Source organism: Nocardia amikacinitolerans NBRC 108937 (assembly GCF_001612615.1).
In the GTDB taxonomy this organism is placed as follows: Bacteria; Actinomycetota; Actinomycetes; order Mycobacteriales; family Mycobacteriaceae; genus Nocardia; species Nocardia amikacinitolerans.
The window spans coordinates 109,743-127,546 of the sequence record NZ_BDAU01000033.1 but is presented as its reverse complement, the minus strand read 5'-3'; the positions used below and the strand labels follow the sequence as shown (position 1 = coordinate 127,546).

At 65.3% G+C, this 17,804-nt stretch carries 17 protein-coding genes; 10 read left to right on the top strand and 7 right to left on the bottom strand.

Translation table 11 applies throughout. The features are described from left to right. Positions 1-339: 339 nt before the first annotated feature. Together NAM01S_RS24575 and NAM01S_RS24570 are read left to right on the top strand one after the other, a co-directional pair. Entirely contained in the window at positions 340-1,056 is a 717-nt protein-coding gene (locus NAM01S_RS24575) for a response regulator transcription factor (protein ID WP_067789174.1), read from the top strand. Positions 1,057-1,322: 266 nt separating this feature from the next. Next, complete coding sequence (locus NAM01S_RS24570; protein ID WP_307188702.1) at positions 1,323-2,552, top strand: sensor histidine kinase; 1,230 nt, start codon at positions 1,323-1,325, stop codon at positions 2,550-2,552. A 739-nt stretch (positions 2,553-3,291) separates the two neighbouring features. On the opposite strand, the gene NAM01S_RS24565 is transcribed toward NAM01S_RS24570, so the two are convergent. Together NAM01S_RS24565 and NAM01S_RS36225 are read right to left on the bottom strand one after the other, a co-directional pair. Further along, complete coding sequence (locus tag NAM01S_RS24565) at positions 3,292-4,779, bottom strand: sensor histidine kinase (protein WP_067789168.1); 1,488 nt, start codon at positions 4,777-4,779, stop codon at positions 3,292-3,294. Continuing rightward, positions 4,776-5,009 (bottom strand): winged helix-turn-helix domain-containing protein, encoded by a 234-nt coding sequence (locus NAM01S_RS36225; protein WP_218018456.1) that lies wholly within the window; start codon positions 5,007-5,009, stop codon positions 4,776-4,778. Before NAM01S_RS36225 ends, NAM01S_RS24565 begins: the two co-directional genes overlap by 4 nt. A 29-nt stretch (positions 5,010-5,038) precedes the next feature. Between NAM01S_RS36225 and NAM01S_RS36220 the strand changes: the two genes are divergently transcribed. From NAM01S_RS36220 to NAM01S_RS24515, 8 genes are all read left to right on the top strand, one after another. Next, entirely contained in the window at positions 5,039-6,049 is a 1,011-nt protein-coding gene (locus tag NAM01S_RS36220; protein ID WP_218018455.1) for an MspA family porin, read from the top strand. Between the two features lie 34 nt (positions 6,050-6,083). Further along, complete coding sequence (locus NAM01S_RS24545) at positions 6,084-6,743, top strand: MspA family porin (protein ID WP_253799269.1); 660 nt, start codon at positions 6,084-6,086, stop codon at positions 6,741-6,743. 113 nt (positions 6,744-6,856) lie between these two features. Further along, on the top strand, positions 6,857-7,702 hold the full coding sequence (locus NAM01S_RS24540; protein ID WP_067789282.1) for a polyphosphate polymerase domain-containing protein: 846 nt from the start codon (positions 6,857-6,859) through the stop codon (positions 7,700-7,702). After that, positions 7,699-8,376: a DUF4956 domain-containing protein gene (locus NAM01S_RS24535; RefSeq protein WP_067789153.1), complete on the top strand. Its 678-nt coding sequence runs from the start codon at positions 7,699-7,701 to the stop codon at positions 8,374-8,376. The genes NAM01S_RS24540 and NAM01S_RS24535 overlap by 4 nt, the downstream gene beginning before the upstream one ends. Further along, positions 8,376-9,914, top strand: a complete 1,539-nt coding sequence (locus NAM01S_RS24530; RefSeq protein WP_067789150.1) for a CotH kinase family protein — start codon at positions 8,376-8,378, stop codon at positions 9,912-9,914. Before NAM01S_RS24535 ends, NAM01S_RS24530 begins: the two co-directional genes overlap by 1 nt. A gap of 42 nt (positions 9,915-9,956) precedes the next feature. Further along, complete coding sequence (locus NAM01S_RS24525) at positions 9,957-10,583, top strand: hypothetical protein (protein WP_157107890.1); 627 nt, start codon at positions 9,957-9,959, stop codon at positions 10,581-10,583. Positions 10,584-10,842: 259 nt separating this feature from the next. After that, positions 10,843-11,241 (top strand): DoxX family protein, encoded by a 399-nt coding sequence (locus NAM01S_RS24520; RefSeq protein ID WP_067789144.1) that lies wholly within the window; start codon positions 10,843-10,845, stop codon positions 11,239-11,241. A gap of 49 nt (positions 11,242-11,290) precedes the next feature. Next, positions 11,291-12,121: an alpha/beta hydrolase gene (locus NAM01S_RS24515; protein ID WP_067789141.1), complete on the top strand. Its 831-nt coding sequence runs from the start codon at positions 11,291-11,293 to the stop codon at positions 12,119-12,121. Positions 12,122-12,225: 104 nt separating this feature from the next. On the opposite strand, the gene NAM01S_RS24510 is transcribed toward NAM01S_RS24515, so the two are convergent. The 5 genes from NAM01S_RS24510 to NAM01S_RS24490 form a co-directional block, all read right to left on the bottom strand. After that, complete coding sequence (locus NAM01S_RS24510; protein WP_067789138.1) at positions 12,226-12,882, bottom strand: CoA transferase subunit B; 657 nt, start codon at positions 12,880-12,882, stop codon at positions 12,226-12,228. Between the two features lie 50 nt (positions 12,883-12,932). Next, positions 12,933-13,688, bottom strand: a complete 756-nt coding sequence (locus NAM01S_RS24505; protein WP_174554854.1) for a CoA transferase subunit A — start codon at positions 13,686-13,688, stop codon at positions 12,933-12,935. 365 nt (positions 13,689-14,053) lie between these two features. Further along, on the bottom strand, positions 14,054-14,989 hold the full coding sequence (locus NAM01S_RS24500; protein ID WP_218018454.1) for a fumarylacetoacetate hydrolase family protein: 936 nt from the start codon (positions 14,987-14,989) through the stop codon (positions 14,054-14,056). Further along, positions 14,986-15,558 carry a VOC family protein gene (locus NAM01S_RS24495; protein ID WP_067789132.1) on the bottom strand — a complete coding sequence of 191 codons (573 nt, stop codon included), beginning with the start codon at positions 15,556-15,558 and terminating at the stop codon, positions 14,986-14,988. Before NAM01S_RS24495 ends, NAM01S_RS24500 begins: the two co-directional genes overlap by 4 nt. Further along, the gene (locus NAM01S_RS24490) at positions 15,555-17,354 is read right to left on the bottom strand and encodes a bifunctional 3-(3-hydroxy-phenyl)propionate/3-hydroxycinnamic acid hydroxylase (protein ID WP_218018453.1); all 1,800 of its coding nucleotides are present in this window, start codon (positions 17,352-17,354) and stop codon (positions 15,555-15,557) included. Before NAM01S_RS24490 ends, NAM01S_RS24495 begins: the two co-directional genes overlap by 4 nt. Positions 17,355-17,804 lie beyond the last annotated feature (450 nt).

Below are 17,804 nucleotides of genomic sequence, written 5' to 3'. Positions count from 1 at the left end.
GAGGCTGCCAGCGATGAATGCGCTGCAAATGATACTGCAGCACTTGCCATTAGGTGAAGAGGCTCTGACGTCACCAGTGGCCGCCGGTCGTGCGGCCACACGCCCGCCGAGGAATTGTCTCCAAGTCGTCATCCGGCCGGCGAGCGCCACCGACGAACCCGCGAAACCGCCGGATGACGCATCGACAGGAATCGACCCGGCGAGTGGTCAAATCCTGCCATTGCAAGCTGTCGGATGAACCGCTGGCTAATGCACTGTCGAACCGCTCGACAACCAGCCACAGCGGACACACAGTTTTCGCTGAGGTCGCGCGTAGGTGACGAACCAACGATAGATCCCATGAGCAGTGGAAATCAGGAGGCGCGTGTTCTCGTCATCGACGACGAGTCCACCATCACCGAACTCTTGGCCGTCAGCCTGCGGTTCCAGGGTTTCGAAGTCGCGACGGCGACCAGCGGGGCCGAGGGGCTGGGCAAAGTCGGATCGTTTCGACCCGACGCGTTGATCGTGGACGTGATGATGCCCGGTATCGACGGATTCGGGGTGTTGCGCCGCCTGCGCGCCAACGGGATACAGGCGCCGGTGCTGTTCCTCACGGCCCGCGACGCGGTCGAGGACAAGATCACCGGGCTCAGCCTCGGCGCCGACGACTACGTGACAAAGCCGTTCAGCCTCGAGGAAGTGATCGCACGGCTACGGGTCATCCTTCGCCGGTCCGGGCGGTTCGTCGCGGCCGAGGAGAACTCGCGGATCACGGTGGCAGACATCGAAATCGATGAGGACAGTCACGAAGTGTGGAAGGCGGGCGAGCCGGTTTCGCTGTCGCCCACCGAATTCACGCTGCTGCGGTACTTCATGGTCAACGTAGGTAAGGTGCTCAGCAAACCGAAAATCTTGGATCACGTGTGGCGCTATGACTTCGGCGGCGACGCGGGGGTGGTCGAATCGTATGTCTCCTATCTGCGCCGCAAGATCGACACCACCGATCCCAAGCTCATCCACACGCTGCGCGGCGTGGGTTACGTACTGCGCGAACCGGGCTCGACACGGGCATGAGGTTGCGCGAGGCACTCGCCCGACGGGCAGCGGCCGTTCCGCTCCGCGTCGGACTGGTAATAGCGCTGCTCGCTCTGTCGGCCGCGGCGCTGTTCGCCTCCGGGGCCGCGGTGACCTCCGCGCTGAGCCGTTCCCTGACCGCCCGAGTGGACGAACAACTAAAGGACGCCGCCCGATCATGGGCGAAACCCAGGAAGATGACGCAGATCGTCACCGAGGACGGTCGGACAAGCTGGGTTCCGGCGGACTTACCAAACCCTCCCGTCGTGGGTATATCACTGGAAGAGCAACCACGCCGGTTCTACGAACTGCGTAAGAACGCCGCGGGAGAGGTCATGCAGCAGTTGCCGGGCGCGGACGGCACGACGCCGGATCTCACATCGACACCCGAAGGTCTCACGGTGACGGTGAATTCGGCAGATGGCGCCGCCACCCGGTGGCGGGTGCTTACCACCGCCAACCAATACGGCTCCACCACGATCGGCATGCCGCTCACTGAGAATTCCGACATCGTCTCCCGCCTCATCTATTTCGAGATCGGCACCGGTCTCACCACCCTCGGCGCACTCGGGGTCTTCGGCTACCTGGTGATCCGGCGCAGCCTGCGCCCCTTGCGCGAGGTGGAGCGGACGGCCGCCGCCATCGCTGGCGGCGACCTACATCGGCGACTGCCGGTGCGCGACATCGATACCGAAGTCGACCATCTCGCTCGCTCACTCAACGAAATGCTGGCCCAGATCCAACGGGGCGTCGCGGCCACCGAGGCCTCGGAAGAAGCCGCACGCCAATCCGAGGCGAAAATGCGCCGATTCGTCGCCGACGCGAGCCATGAGCTGCGCACACCGTTGACAACGATCCGAGGTTTCGCCGAACTCTACCGGCAGGGTGCGAGCACCGACGCGGGCATGCTGCTCCGACGGATCGAGTGTGAGGCGGGCCGAATGGGTCTGCTCGTCGAGGACCTGCTGATGCTCGCGCGGTTGGACGCCAATCGCCCGTTGGAACGCGAACTGGTGGACCTGCTCGCCCTAGCGAGCGACGCGGTTGACAGCACACGGGCGATGGCCGCCCCACAGCCGCGGAAATCGTCGGTACCCGCCCGATCGATCTCGTTGGAGCTCGTCCGAGGCGTCGGCACCCTTGACGTGGTCGGAGACTCGGCTCGGCTGCGTCAGGTGCTGTCCAACCTTCTGGGCAACGCGCTCACCCACACCCCCGCCGACTCGGCGATCACGGTACGCCTCACGCCTTGCCCCGAGGAGGTTTGGATCGAGGTGATCGACGCGGGTCCCGGATTGTCGGCAGACGCCGCGGCTCGCGTATTCGAGCGCTTCTACCGCACCGACGATTCACGCACCCGTGCCAGCGGGGGCACCGGACTCGGCCTGTCCATCGTGCATGCGTTGGTCACGGCGCACGGCGGCCATGTCGGCGTGACAAGCGAACTCGGCCAGGGCGCGACCTTCACCGTCAATCTGCCGCGCGGGCTCGCATGACCCCGAGTGTCGGGGACGACCTCTTCGGACTCGGAAGGAGCGCTCACACAGAGGTTGGTCGATCGTGGCGCGGCCGCGTAGCGCCTCGCGATACGACGAAGCCCCGCTCACACCGAACTCAGGAGCGGGGCTATGTCGTATCGTGTCACCGGGCCATCCAGATGAAGCTCAGCTGGCGAGCTCAGGGCAACGGGATCCACTGGTTGAAGAGCCAGAAGCCGCGCGGCGTCGGCTGGTGAGGGCCTGGCGCCGGGTTGGGTCCGCCGGGACCGGGATTCTGATTGCCATGGCCTGAGTTGGGTCCGCCGGGGCCGGGATTCTGATTGCCAGGGACCGGGCCAGGACCCGGCTGTGCACTAGCGACACCGGCACCGAGGCCGATCATACCGAGGCCGATTCCCCCGATCACCGTTACCTTGGCGAGCTTCGATTTCATCATGTATTCGTATCTCCTCTGCTCGGGTGAGCCGGTCGCGACAATTCGCCGACCCCCTTGACCGTTCCCATCCTGGTGCGGCCAGCTCATGGAAACCTCCCGCGCGGCTGCGAATCAGCTGTGTCTCATTCCCTGCGGGAGAGCCCGCTTATCGCGGGGACCATCTTCAGTCATCATCCTGAGGCAGTCGATCGCCATACCAAGCAAAGGACATGGATGGCTCGTGAACGTGACCCGACTCGCGCCGCATAGAATTTGGAGCGCCGTCTTGCGCTGGCAAAGGACTGGAATCCCTGCTGGGTGTCATCGCGGCGCGAATAGGATACGGAATGTCGCCCCTGCGCCCGGGGTGGTGAGCAGTTGTATCCGCGCACCGTGCGCAGTGAGGATCGCCGAGACGATCGATAAGCCGAGGCCGGAACTTGCTGCATGGGAACGCGATTTGCTCGCCTGGTAAAAACGATCGAATACGTGCGGAGCTTTCGCCCTCGGTATCCCGGGACCGTTGTCGGCCACCTCGAGCACCAAGTATTCATCGGCATCCGGCAACTCGGCGCCGGCCTCCGCCGCGATCTCACTGTGGATCGCGGCGGAGAGCTGCACCCGCACCACGACGCTGATCGTTGTGGCGCCCGGCGTGTGCACCAGCGCGTTGTTCACCAGATTGGTGACCACTTGGCGCAACCGGTTCTCGTCGCCGACGACATACCGCGGCGTCGGAGGCACATCCACGCCGATCTCGCGAGCGGGCGCTCTGGTGCGAGCGTCGGCCACGACGTCGGCGGCGATCGCTCCGAGGTCCACTTCGGCCAGGTCGAGCGGTCGTTGCTCATCCAGGCGAGCCAGCAGAAGCAGGTCTTCGACCAGCAGGCCCATCCGGATGGCTGCGGCCTCGATCCGCTCCATCAGCTTCCCGACGTCCGATTCGGTGTCGCCACCACCGTGGCGGTACAGCTCGGCATAGCCACGCATGGTCGTCAGCGGCGTGCGTAGTTCGTGCGAGGCGTCTGCGACGAATGTCCGCATTCGTTGTTCGGAATCCTCCAGTTGCCGCATCGCCGTAGACAGTCGCGCCACCATGACGTTGAACGCGATGCCGAGCCGTCCCGTCTCGGTGTGCGCATCGGTGTCGCCGACCCGCCGATCCAGGTCACCGCCCGCGATGGCCTCGGCGGTGTGCTCGATGCGCGCGAGCGGGCGGAGTCCGATCCGGACCAGCACGGCTGCGATCAGCACCATCGCGGCCAGTAGTCCAATCCCGGCCGCCAGCTCGATCGTCCGCAACCGCTCGGTGGTGGCATCCGAGGTGGCCAGCGACATTGCGACCGCGACCGTCCCACCCTCGGGCTGGGCCGAGTTTGGGGCCTGGACAGCAGCGCTCACCCGCCATCGGATGCTCGTGTTCGTCTGATCTGGGACGGTGAACGGAGCGGCACCGCGGGCCGCCACCGCCGCGGCGTCCATCGGCGGCAATTCCGGAACCGTTCCCGCTTGCCCCGGGGCGCCGAGCCGGCCTATCTGATCACCACGGAGGTCGAAGAACATGACGCGGAAATCCGACGGGACCTGTGGGCTACCCGGCGCGGGAGCCGGGGGCGGCGGCCGGTCCTGCCCAGCCATGTCCCCGGCGACCACGCTCAGCTGTGCATCCACTCGTTCCAGCTGCGAGCGATCCAGGAGCAGTACACTCAACACACCAAAGGCCGCGAGGCCCGAGGCCGCGATCAGCATTAGCGCCGCCAGCAAGCGGGTGCGCAGCGTCCAGCGGCGCGGCAGTACCGGAGCCTTCACGAACGATCGCTCGTCAGCCGGAGGGTGTAGCCGACGCCGCGGATGGCGTGTATCGGAGGCGGATGGCCGGTGTCGACCTTCCTGCGCAGCTGGCTGATGAAGGTCTCCACCACTCGTCCGTCTCGCCCCTTCTCCCCGCCCCGCACCCGGTCGATGATCTGTTGTTTGCTCACCACTCGCTCGGCATTCACCATCAGATACTCGAGCAGGCCGAATTCTGTCGCACACAAATAAATTTCACGCCCGCCCGATGCGCCCGGTGGGCGTCGACGTCCAGGCGCAACCGAGGTTGCCATGGGTCCGGTTCGGGCCCGGCGGTCCTGCGCAGGATCGCCCGCAACCACAGCATGACCTCCTCCAGGCCGAACGGCCTGATGACATAGTCGTCGCCGGCGACCAAACCGATCGCGGCGCGGGACTTGACGCGGTCGTGCACCGGTCCAGGATAGGGCTCTCGATTCGAGACGCGCACACGCCACCCGCACTGACCCGCACCGTTGCTCACAGCAATCTGCCAGGTTCGTCGGGCATTCACCTGAGCTTCATCCATTTGTCTTCTAGATGGCTGCTGCGTGATTCCGCGCGCAACATCACGTGGGCATTCCGCTCGCGGCGCACGGCAGCCACACAACGGTCGACAGACCAGCAAAAACCCTGCACGCGAAAGACATCGATGCGAACTGACAACAATCGGATGGCGGGATACCGGCGCCGGATCGGACTGGGGCTGATCGCCACCGTTATCGCGGTTCCCACCTGCGCGGGCACCGCGCACGCCGACACCGCGATAGACCTCCCCGGCGGCGAACGAACCGTGGGCCCGTACTTCTTCAACAGCTTCGGCGAGCATGCCGTGATTTCCCCCGCACTCAACGCCAACGGCACCGGTCGTACCGCGTGGGTCAGCGGCAACGCCACCGGGACAGCGCCCGCGGACGTCGAAACCGAGCTCGAAATCGGCTATCTCGTCGGCTGCCAGGTCGATCTCGAGGGACTGAAGGCTGAACTCGGTGCCACGATCGACCTCGACTCCCCCTCGGTCTCCGCGGGATTGGCGGTGCCACTGAACGCGGGCGAGGTGAAGTACGCGAAGGTGACCGATATCGACCTCGTCGACGGCAAGGCGAGCATCCGATACCGAGATCAGGGCATCGAGATCACCGGTTGCGGCGGCTACGCGCAGGCCCGTTCGGTTGTCAGCCTGACCACCGACAATGGCGCGCACCGGTACACCGGTGCGCTGTACGGCCAGCCCTTCAGCATCGGCTGAGGCTCGAATGATCAGCACAGCACAAGGACACGGTTTGAACAGGACCCTCGGCAGCCGCGCTATTCGCATCGTCAGCCTGGCAGGCGGCACCGCCGTCGCGCTCGGATTTCTGTCGCCAGGCGCGGCGCACGCCGATCAATTCGTCGAACTACCGCCGGTCTCTGTCAGTGAGACACTCATCGACGGTGGGATCGTGACGGTCACCAGCGACGATTCCGCGACGATTTCGCCATCGATGGGCGCCACACCGCTGCACCGTAACGTCTGGGTCTCCGGCCATGTCGCCGTCACCGGCGCGGAGTCGATGACCAGCGGCCGCATCGAGGTCGGCTACATCATCGGGTGCCAGGTCGCCTTCGGTGCCGGCGCCGACGCTGGCGGCGATGCCGAGCTCGGCGACGGCGACATCGCCGTCAGCGCCGCGGCAGGCGGCGATGTCACGCTCGGGCCCGGCGAGGTCAAGCGGTATTCGATCCTGCAGATCGAGCAGAAGGACGAGAACGGCGACACCGAAACGGTCGGCTACTTCACGTTCGAAGGCAACAACGGCAGCCTCACCTTCACCGACAAGACTTTCGGGCTCACCGGCTGCGCCGGCTACGCGCAGGCACGACTGTACGCGAATGTCACCGCGTACCAGAAGGGTTCGAAGACCAAGGTCACCGTGTACGGACAGCCTTTCAGCATCGGATAGATCGCCGATTGCAGCGTGGTCCGCACGTCCACAACAGAGGAGGAACGGTGAAACTGTTCGAACGGCTGTCCAATTTCAATGGCCGGACCGTCCAAGACACCGGCGGCACTTCCATAGTCGCCCACAGCGACGAGGAACGCAGCGTGGTCACCGAGACCGCCAGCGCACTACACGCGTTCAACCGGTACGAGATCAAGTACTTGGCCGACGAGCGCGACGTCCCGGCGCTGCGTGCCGCACTGCGCGACCGCATGGCCGCAGACGCACATGGAGACGCCGGCGGCTACCCGGTGACCAGCCTGTACTACGACACCCGGAATCTGCGCTTCTACTGGGAGAAGATCGAAGGCTTGAAGTTCCGCCGCAAATTGCGGCTGCGCCTGTACGGCGACCCGGGCGAAGTGACCGAAGAGACACCGGTTTTCGTCGAGATCAAACAGCGGGTGAATCGTGTGACGCAGAAGCGACGCATCCGGCTGCCGTACCATCAAGCCCGCGCGTTGTGCGCTGGCCGTCTCGATATCTCCTTGGAGGGGCGCCAACAGGCCTTCGTCAACGAAGTCAGCGAGCTGGTTACCAAGCTGGACCTGCGTCCGATCGTCACCACCGGCTACAACCGGGAGGCGTTCGTCGGCACCGACTCCGATCTCGGCTTGCGCGCCACCATCGATCACCGGGTGCACGGGCGTGACCGCGACTTCCATCTGGGCGCGGTGACGGAGAACCGCTTCATCATCCCGCCACACCTGTGCATCGTGGAGATCAAGGCCAACGAGCGCATTCCGTACTGGGTCTCCGATCTCACCGCACGGCTGAACATGTCGGTCGTGCGGATCTCGAAGTACTGCCAGAGCGTCGAGGCCTACCGGCTCGCTCCGCGCTCTCGGTTCCAATCACTCGACGACATAGCCGATTTCGCGGCGCATCGTCCCGACTCGCGCGCAGAGGTACAGTCATGAATCTCGACATCCAGGACCTGAGCGGCACCTTCACCACTTTCGACATCGTGGTGTCGCTGTCGCTGTCGTTCGTCCTGTCGTCAATAATCGCGTTCGTCTATAAACGGACCCACAAGAACATTTCCTACAGCCAGTCCTACGTGCAGACCCTCGTCGTGGTCGGCATGGTGATCAGCCTGATCATGCTCGTCGTCGGGTCGAATATCGCCCGCGCGTTCGCGCTGGTCGGTGCACTGTCGGTGATCCGATTCCGCAACGCCATCAAGGAGACCCGAGACGTCGGCTTCATCTTCCTGGTGATGGCGATCGGCATGACCACCGGCACCCGCTTCTATGTGCTCGCCATCGCCGCCACCGTCGCCATATGCCTGGTGCTGCTGCTGATGCATCGCTTCAATTGGTTCAAGCTGGACGTGCAGCGGCAGGTGATCAAGGTGCAGGTGCCGCCCGAGCCCGGCTATCAGGCCGTGGTCGAGGACATCCTGGTGGCCAACACCAAGGAGTTCGAGCTGGTCAGCACCGAAAGCGTCCGCGCAGGGGCCTTGACCGAGTTCTACTACACCGCGCAGCTGAAGCAGGGCGTCCGGCCCGCCGAGTTGATCTCCGCCCTCAGCGGCGTCAACACCGGTCAGCGCGTCACGGTGCTGACCGGCTACGACCAGACTGATATCTGATGTCATCCGCTGGAGCCCCTCAGCCGCCGAAATCGCGCTTACGCCACCGGTTTCCGAGGTCACTGCGGCAGAACTGGAAACTGGCCGCCGCGTTCGGCGTCTTCGTCACTGTCATGGCAACCGTCTTCGGCACGGCGCCGATACGGCCGCTGATCACCGGTGACGCGTCGGTGATCAGCTCGCCGATCACCGAGAATATCGCGGGCACCGTCGACCTGTTCGACGCGACCACCGAGCACGAGATCACCGTCGAGATCAATGCCGCCGAATATCAGGACATGATCGAGACCTATCAAAAGGAGGGGGAAAAGGACTGGGTCAGTGCCGAGGTCACAATCGACGGCACGCTACTCACCGATGTCGCGGCCCGGCTGAAGGGCAATTCGACCTTGATGAGCCTGCGTGGCATCGAACATCGGCCGGGCGGCGCGCAACAACTAGGTGGCGCCCAACAACCCGGTGGCGAACAGCGGCCCGGCGCCGACCACGCAACCGGTGGAGCCCACGCACCGGCCAGGGGCGACCAAGCGGGCCAAGGAATGGGACCGGCGAATATGGTCATCCTCAGCGTGGACGATCCCGCCTCGCTGCCGCTGCTGCTCAGCTTCAACGAGTACGTCGAAGGCCGGGCATATCAAGGGATGACCGAGTTGTCGATCCGACCGGGATCTCCGGTACTCAACGAGGCGGTGGCGCTGGAGATCACCGCCGAGTCCGGGCAACCGACCCAGCGGTACGGCTACGCGGTGTATTCGGTCAACGGTTCCGCATCCCAGACCAGGCTGATTCTCGAACATCCCGACGAGGGCTACGCGGACTCGTTGACCGAGGGCGACGGCGTGCTATATAAGGTCACCGCGGACGCGGACTTCAGCTACCAGGGCGACGACCAGACCACCTACGCCGAGCAGTTCACTCAGGTCAACGGGCAGGGTTCGATGGACTTGCAGCCAATCATCTCCTTCCTGAAATGGCTGGACGAGGCGGACGACGCGACGTTCGCGGCGGAACTCGGTAACCGGGTCGACACCGCATCCTTGGCCCGGTACACCGCCACTCAGAACCTGCTGGTCAACTTCGACGACATCTCCGGTCCCGGCCGCAACGGCTTTCTCTGGTACGACTTGGAGACGCAGAAATTCTCCATCATTTCTTGGGATCTCAATCTCGTCCTGCAGAGCGACTCGACAGCGGGCCCGCACGACGAGATCATCATCTCGTTCGGGGGCGGCAACGCACAGATTCCCCCGGAAATGCCCTCGGGCGCTTCGGGAATCAAGATCGGCAATACGCTGATCGATCGATACCTCGCATCGAGCGCGTTCACCGCGCAGTACGAGGACGCGTACCGGCAGCTGTACGACGAGTTCTTCGCGAACGGCCGAGCCGTCGAGATCACCGAGGAGGTGGCCGCGACGGTGCCCACGTCGGACGGGCTGACGGAGGAAACACTGAAAACTCGGACCGACGAGCTCGCTGAGCGTCTCCAGCGACGCGCCGAGGCGCTAGCCGCCAACCCCGTGATCGACCGATCGTGAGCTCGCGCCGTGCCGGCTATCCGCGAAGCACAGGAGCAAATCATGCCGCAGGAAGAAACCTTCATACCGTATAGCGTCCGCGACTATTTCCGAGCTGTCGCGCACAACCTCGTGCACGGAGCCCAGACGCTCCGATACCTGAGCGGGCCGGACGCCGATCATCGCGAGATCAGTGAGCGCATGGCGCGGCTGGGTCGAGCCGGGGACGTGCTGGTCGACCGGATGTGCACCGTGCTCGCGACCGGTGCTCGCACCGATGCCGAATCCCTAGATCTCCGCCGCCTGTGCCGAGCCTTGGACGTGGTCATGGACCACTTGGTCGCGGCGGCAGCGCAGGCCGATCGGCACCGTCTCACCGCCCTGCCCGACGAGCTCACCACCCTGATCGGACTCCTCGACGAAGGCACTCGCCGCACCATGGAAGCTCTTCGGGTCCAACCGGATCCGATCGGGCTCTCGGTCTATCGCGGCAAAGTTCAGGCACTGGCGGACCGAGCCGACGACGCATACCGTCGCCTGTTCGCCCGCTGGGCGGACGAGGCCACGGACACCGTCACCGTCGTGAGCGCTGTCGGCGACGAGCTCACATATGCCATGCAAGCGGTGGAGACGGTCGCCTTTCTCATCGAAGACCTCGAGCGGTTTCACGGCGGTCAGATTCTCGCCTGAGCTCTGACAGGACAACTCTGGAAAGTTTCGCACAGCGGAAAATGTTCTGCTATACAGAAGACCGCGAGCAGTTGACCGTCCCTGGAACCATGGCCCGCCTGCGAGGACACCCGGTGCGGTCTCTGGTGGTGCGCCCCGCACTCGGTCGGCTTGGACGGACCCGGCACTGCTCGAAGGCCGACCTCGCCACGCGGCAGCGCCGGGCGACCGATCGGCCGTCAACGATCACCGCACCGGAACACGAGAAGGGGACCCGCGTATGAACGCGCTCCGTACTGCCGCACGGATCCTTACCGGATCCACCTATGCCGTGCTCGGATGGGAAGCCGCGCGCGAGCCCGGTGCACGCGTCGAACTCGCCGCGAGCACACTGGCGACGATCCGAAAGGTCGCCCCGATCCCGTCCAACGACACCTTGATCGTGCGCGCCAACGGCACCGCGCAGGCCGTGGGCGGCATGCTGTTGGCGCTGGGGATCATGCCCCGCCTGTCTGCGGTGGCGCTCTTCGCATCGCTGGTGCCGACCACCTTTGCCGGCCACTCCTACTGGACCACCGATGAACCAGCGATTCGCAAGCAGCAGCGCATCCAGTTCCAGAAGAACGCGGCCATGCTCGGCGGCCTGGTCTTCGCCTACCTCGACGCCGCACGCGACTGACATCTCAGTTCGCGACGCGATCCCGAGATTCACTGGAAGGACCCACTTCATGGACAACACCGCACACCGCATCGAGATCGACTACGACCTGCCCTATGCGACCGTCGGCACGCAGAAGCTCACTCTCGATCTTCATCGCCCCGTCTCCGACACGCCAGTCCCCGTCGTCGTCTATCTGCACGGCGGCGGCTGGACCGTCGGCGACAAGAAGGACAACGCGGACCAGCGATTGTCCGCAATAGCGCGCCATGGGATCGCAGTGGCGGCCGTCAACTATCGATTGGCCCCGGACGCGCGGTACCCGGCCCAGGTGCACGATGTGAAAGCCGCCGTACGGTGGTTACGCGCGTGCGGCGCCACCCACGGCCTCGGCGTCGATCGTATCGGCGTGTGGGGCGCCTCCGCGGGGGGCTGTCTGGCGACTCTGGTCGGCTTGACCGCCGGTGACACCGAATTGGAAGGCCGGCTCGGGGATCATCCCGACCGAGCCAGTTCGGTACAGGCCGTCGTCGCCTGGTTCGCACCCAGCGACCTCATCGCCAACAGCAGGCGAACTCGACTGGAACAGCTGGTCGTCACCCCACCTGTCGAATCCGCCCTATTCGGAAGGGGTTCGATCGCCGTCGACGACACCGAGGTCGCCGCGGCCAGTCCACTCGCGCGCGTGCACTCGGCCGCTCCGCCTTTCCTCATCGCCCACGGCGACCGCGACCACATTGCATCGGAAACTCAGAGCCGGATGCTGCACGACGCCCTCGCTCGAGCGCGGGTCGACTCGACATACTGTGTGCTCGGCGGCGCCGGACACGAGGATCCCGCCTTCGATAGTTCCGCCAACCTGGCGCTCACCGCGGCCTGGCTGCGGGCACGGTTGTCCTGAAACCACTGGGGGCGCCCGACTTCGAGTCAGGCGCCCCCAGTGGGACTTTCGGCCGGCAGCGGCATTCACGAGGTGGCATGCCGCCGATTCCTCCGATGGCCGGACTACTGTCCCGAGATCAGCGCTTCCGAGGACGTCAGTACGGGCGCTCCGGTTCTGGCCCGCACCTCGTCGAGTGTGACCCCAGGAGCGAGCTCCCGCAGCGTCAATCCGGTGACGGTGACATCGAGCACCGCGAGATCGGTGATGATCCGATGCACCACACCGACTCCGGTCAGCGGAAGTGTGCACTGTTCGACGATCTTGGGGCTGCCGTCCTTGGCATTGTGCTCGGTCAGCACGATGACGCGGCCCGCGCCGTGCACCAGGTCCATCGCGCCGCCCATGCCTTTGATCATCTTCCCGGGGATGGACCAGTTGGCGAGATCCCCGCCCGCCGAGACTTGGATCGCCCCGAGGATCGCGACGTCGAGGTGACCACCGCGGATGATGCCGAACGACAGCGCGGAATCGGTGTAGCAGCCGCCGCCGCGCAGCGTCACTGTCTCCTTGCCCGCATTGATGAGATCCGGTTCTTCCTCTCCCGCAATAGGATACGGACCGACACCGAGAATGCCGTTCTCGCTGTGCAGCACGACGGTGATGTCGTCGGGCACATAGTTCGGCACCAGTGTCGGCAGCCCGATGCCGAGATTGACGTACTGCCCGTCGGTCAATTCGCGGGCGGCCCTGGCGGCCATCTCAGGTCTGGTCCATGGCATGGGTGTACCTCACTCGTCGTTGAATTTCTTTGGGTGGAACGGGTCTCTGATCAGATCGCGGCCGTGCGGACCGTGCGCTTCTCGATGCGCTTCTCCACGGCGCCGACAGGGACGACCCGCTGCACGAACACCCCTGGCACGTGCACGTGACCGGGCGGGATCTCCCCGGGCTCGACGAGCTGCTCCACCTCCGCGATCGTGATCCGTCCCGCCATCGCGCACAGCGCGTTGAAATTTCCTGCCGCGGCGTTGAATACGAGATTGCCGTGCCGATCGCCGAGCGCGGCGTGCACGAGCGCGAAGTCGGTGGTGATCGCGGACTCCAGCACGTATTCGCGGTCGTCGAAGATCCGGATTTCCTTCGCGGGCGCGTGCACGGCCACCGTCCCGTCGGGCGCGTAGCGCAGCGGCATGGTGCCGTCGGCGATCGGGGTGCCGAGCCCGGCGGGCGTGTAGAAGGCCGGGATGCCGCACCCGCCCGCGCGCAGACGTTCGGCGAGGCTGCCCTGCGGCGTCAGTTCGACCTCGAGTTCCCCGGCGAGGTACTGCCGCGCGAATTCCTTGTTCTCCCCTACGTAGGACGCGGTGATGCGGCGAATCTGTCCGGCGGCCAGCAGCTTCCCGAGCCCCCAGTCGTCCACACCGCAATTGTTGGACACGACTTTCAGATCGGTGACCCCGGCCGCCTCCAGCCCCTCGATTAGCGCCTCCGGGATGCCGCAGAGGCCGAAACCGCCGACGGCGAGCGACGCGCCGGAGGGGATGTCGGCGATCGCGGCCGCCGGATCGGTCATCGTCTTGTCCATCACCGGTGTGACTCCTTACTCGATATCGGCCTCCGCCGAATTCGGTTTGTCGGGCGCGCAACCGATCAGCAGCTGCGCGGTGTGCGCGATGTGATCGCGCAACAGGTCCTCGGCGCGCTCGGCTTCTCGGCGCATGGCCGCCTCGAACAGCGCCCGAACAGTCTCGAGCAGCCTGCGGTTGTTGCAGCCCGCCAGCAGCGCGTTGTGGAAGGTGCGACAACGGCCGCACGAGGGCGCCGCGAAAGGGCTGGAGATGTCGCGCTCGTTCGGCAGTCGCCGGAACTCGCGCGCAAACCCCCGGCGGAGACAGGACCGAGCCTCGCCAATCGTGGCGCCCGGTGGCGCCGCAGGATCGAGCCCCCGGCTCAGATCGTTCCCGGACGCAGGGGCCGGGCGGGGGCTCCGGCGACGATGCGGTTCTCGAGGACACCGAGGCCTTCGATGGTCGCGGTGACGATGTCGCCGGGGCTGAGGAACGGGTACTCCTCCGGGCTATGGGTGCGGGATAGCTCGTTGATGCAGCCGGTGCCGCACGTGCCAGAGCCGATGATGTCGCCGGGCCGGACCTCGGTGCCGCGAGAGGCGTAGGCGATCATCTCGGCGAAAGACCAGTACACGTCCGACCAGACCGCCTCGGTGTACTTCTTGCCGTTGACCTCGCAGCGCATCGCGAGGCGGTAGCCGGTGCCCTCCTTGTGCGCGGCGAGCTCGTCGGGTGTCACGATCCAGGGTCCGAGACCGGTGGCGGTGTCCTTGCCCTTCACGGGTCCCATCGACAGAGTCATCTCCCGCTTCTGGAGATCGCGGGCGCTCCAGTCGTTGAGAATGCAGAATCCGGCGATCAGGTCCTCAGCTCGGTCTGGCGTGAGATCGCTGCCGTGGCCGCCGATGATCGCCCCGACCTCGAGTTCGAAGTCGAACTGCTCGCAGCCGGGCGGGATCGAGATCTCACCGCAACCGGTCGCGGCGTACGGGTTGGAGAAGTAGAAGACCGGAATCCTGTACCACTCCGGATCCATATCGAGCCCACGCCAGGCGCGCCCCGCGCGCACGTGCTGTTCGAAGGCATAGAAGTCGCGGATGGTCGGCGGTGTGGCGATCGGCGAAAGGTACTGCACTTCAGCCGGATTCATGATTTCGCCGGTAGTCCCTGCGGCACGAGCGGCCTCGGCGAGCGACAGCGTGGGGTGTCCGAGGAGCAGCAGGATGTCGTCGAGATCCGCCAACAGGTGGATACCGTCGGATTCGACGATGCCGACGCGGACGCTGCCGTCGCTCGTGCGGATGCGGGTCAGTTTCACTGCGAATCTCCTGTGTTGTTCGCGTTGTTGTTCTTCCCTTCGGTCCACGCCACGTAGGAGGCTTCGGTGAATCCGGTCGTGCCGTGGCGGTCGACCGAGGCGTGGATGCGGTCGAGAAGCTCATCGACGTCGGTGTCGAGGTCGATGTGTTCGACGAACGGCTGGCGGGCCTCGAGCCCCGTCTGCCAATAGACCTCGCAGCGATTACCTTCCGGGTCGTAGAAGTACACCCCGACCGCGTTACCGTGCGAGACCACCATGTCGAGCCGGACCCCTTCGGCGCGGAATCGCCGGAAGTAGCCGATGACGCTCTCCAGCGAATCGCAGCGGAAGGAAACCTGTTGGATCAATTGCACATCGGGCGCCGCCGTGCGGCCCGAGGCGAGCAGCAGCTCGTGGTGTTCGGTGTCGGGCCGCGCCGACAGGAACCAGATGCCGAGCTTCTCGTCGTGGTCGGTGACGGTCAATCCCAATGTGCGGGTGTAGAAATCGAGCTGCCGTGTGAGGTCGTGACAGCGAATGCCGACGTGACCGAGTTCGGCGATGCTCGGCTCAGCTTGAGGATTCATCGGTGATCACCTTTCTTCGCAGGTTCGCGTCCGGCGCCGAGCAGACAGCTCAGAATGGTCGCGGTGATATCGGCCTTGTCGGCGGAGAACTCGGCGGCAACGTAGCGGTCCGGCCGGAGCAGCACGAACCGGCCCGCGACACCACGCAGCAGCGATTCCAGTGCGCCGTCCGCGTCACCGATCGCGAGCCTCGGCCCGTTGGACCGAGGTCGTCGATCGCCGAGCACGACATCGACGCCGCACACGGGCAGATCGGCGAAGGCGGCGGTGACCAGTTCCCAGTCGTGCTCGGTCGCCTCGACGCCGAGCAGTGTGAAATCCGGGCCGAGTGCGGCGTCCAGTCGATCCATCGAGCCGTCGGCGCGCAAGACTTGCGGCTGATCGAGCGCCGAGCCGACCAACGGATGCGGTGCCGCGCCGTCGCGAAGCACCAGTCCCTCCACGAGCTTCGGTCGGGGTAGATACTTCATGCCGACCAGGTAGCCTCGCCCCCACCGGGTTCGGAGCAGCAGTGCGACGACGCTGTCGCGAACGATCGCCGCTGCCTTGCTCGTGGTCATGACGACCTGTCCTTGCCGCACCGAGGCTTTCACCACGGCCTCCGCGTGCGGCCTGCGCTCGGACTCATAGGTGTCGAGCACGGTGTCGGCAGCCCGGCCCCGGCCGATCAACGCGAGCTTCCAGCACAGGTTGGCGGCATCGCGAATGCCCGAGTTCAAGCCCTGCCCCGCGAACGGCGGCATCATGTGGGCGGCGTCGCCCAGCAGCAACACCCGGCGATCTCGCCACCGGTCGGCGACCACACCGCTGAACGTGTAGTTCACTGAGCGATCAACCTGATCGGGCACGATGTGGCGATAGGGCGCCAGTAATCGCTGCACCAGCTCGAAGGGTGGATGTTCCCGTGCGCTGCCTTCACCGGGGCGCAGCAGGAATTCGTACCGGCACCGTCCGTCCGCACCGGGCACGATCACATGCGGACGCTCGGGCGTCCCGATATGGACGCTGCACCGATCGTCGTGATGGTCGCCGATGGTGTCCACGACCAACCACACGTCATCGAAGCTCCGGCCCGTCATGCCGATTCCCGCCAGTCTGCGCACGGTGCTGCGGCCGCCGTCGCAACCGAGCAGGTAGTCCGCGCGCAGCGTCTCCTCCCCCGCGCCACCGGTGGGCCCAACGGTGATCGTCACTCCGTCCGCATCCTGCGCATACCTGGTTACTTCGGTCGACATGCGGATCTCGGCGCCCTGTTCGCGTTCCAGACGCCGCATCAGCACCCGTTCCAGTTCCGGCTGGGAGAACTGGCTCTTCACCGCGTAGCCGTAAGGGAACGGGCTCGCGCCGCGGGCCTGGAACAACCGCTTGCCCCGGCGTCCGTGGAAGCGCACGCCGGTGCCAGGGGCCATCACGGCGTCCACTTGCCCGTCGGCGTCGAAACCGCGCAGGATCCGCAGGGACTCGGCGTCCATGCTGATCGCCTTGGCCTCGTCGCTGGTCGTCGGATTGCGTTCGATGAGCACGACGTCGACGCCGGCTGCGACCAACAGGTTGGCGGCGGTCAATCCGACCGGGCCGCCACCGGCGATCGCCACTCGGAACGACGATTCCGATTGCGCTGGTGGGGAGTTCATATACCCGAGTTCCGATCTGAAGGGAAATGGGGGGACGTCGGGCCAAGCGCGGGAACCGCGCCAGGGATGCTTGAACAGCGAGACCCGGCCGCCACACCGACCTATTCTGTAGAATAGACGGCGTTCTGTAGAATAGAACAACAACGCGGGTTGGTCAACCAAGATCGACTGGCAGACGAAGCGCTTGACCCGTTCCCATGAGCGGTATATGTTCCGCGAAACAGAACAACAGCCTGAAGTAGAGGCAGTCTTCGAACCATCCCGCCACCCCCTTTCAGCCATCCGCGCCGATCACCTCCGGGACCATAGGTGCTGCGACTTCGGGGCGGACGCACGCCGCGTTCACCGGCACGAGAGAGGCAGTTCGACTATGCGCCGCGACATCGTAGTCAATTTCGCGAACACGCCCTTGGGGAATGCATGCGCGCTCGATACGTCGAGGCCAGCACTGCTGGACTACACGCCACGAGGCGCGATGGAGTCCAACATCGGCCCGCTCCGGCAGCATCTTCTCGCTCGATATGTCGCTCAGGGCATATCCGGAGGCCCGGTCAGTCGAGCTGCGACGCAAGGCGCACGCAGTGCTCGAATCACCTGGCTGGACACCGAGAG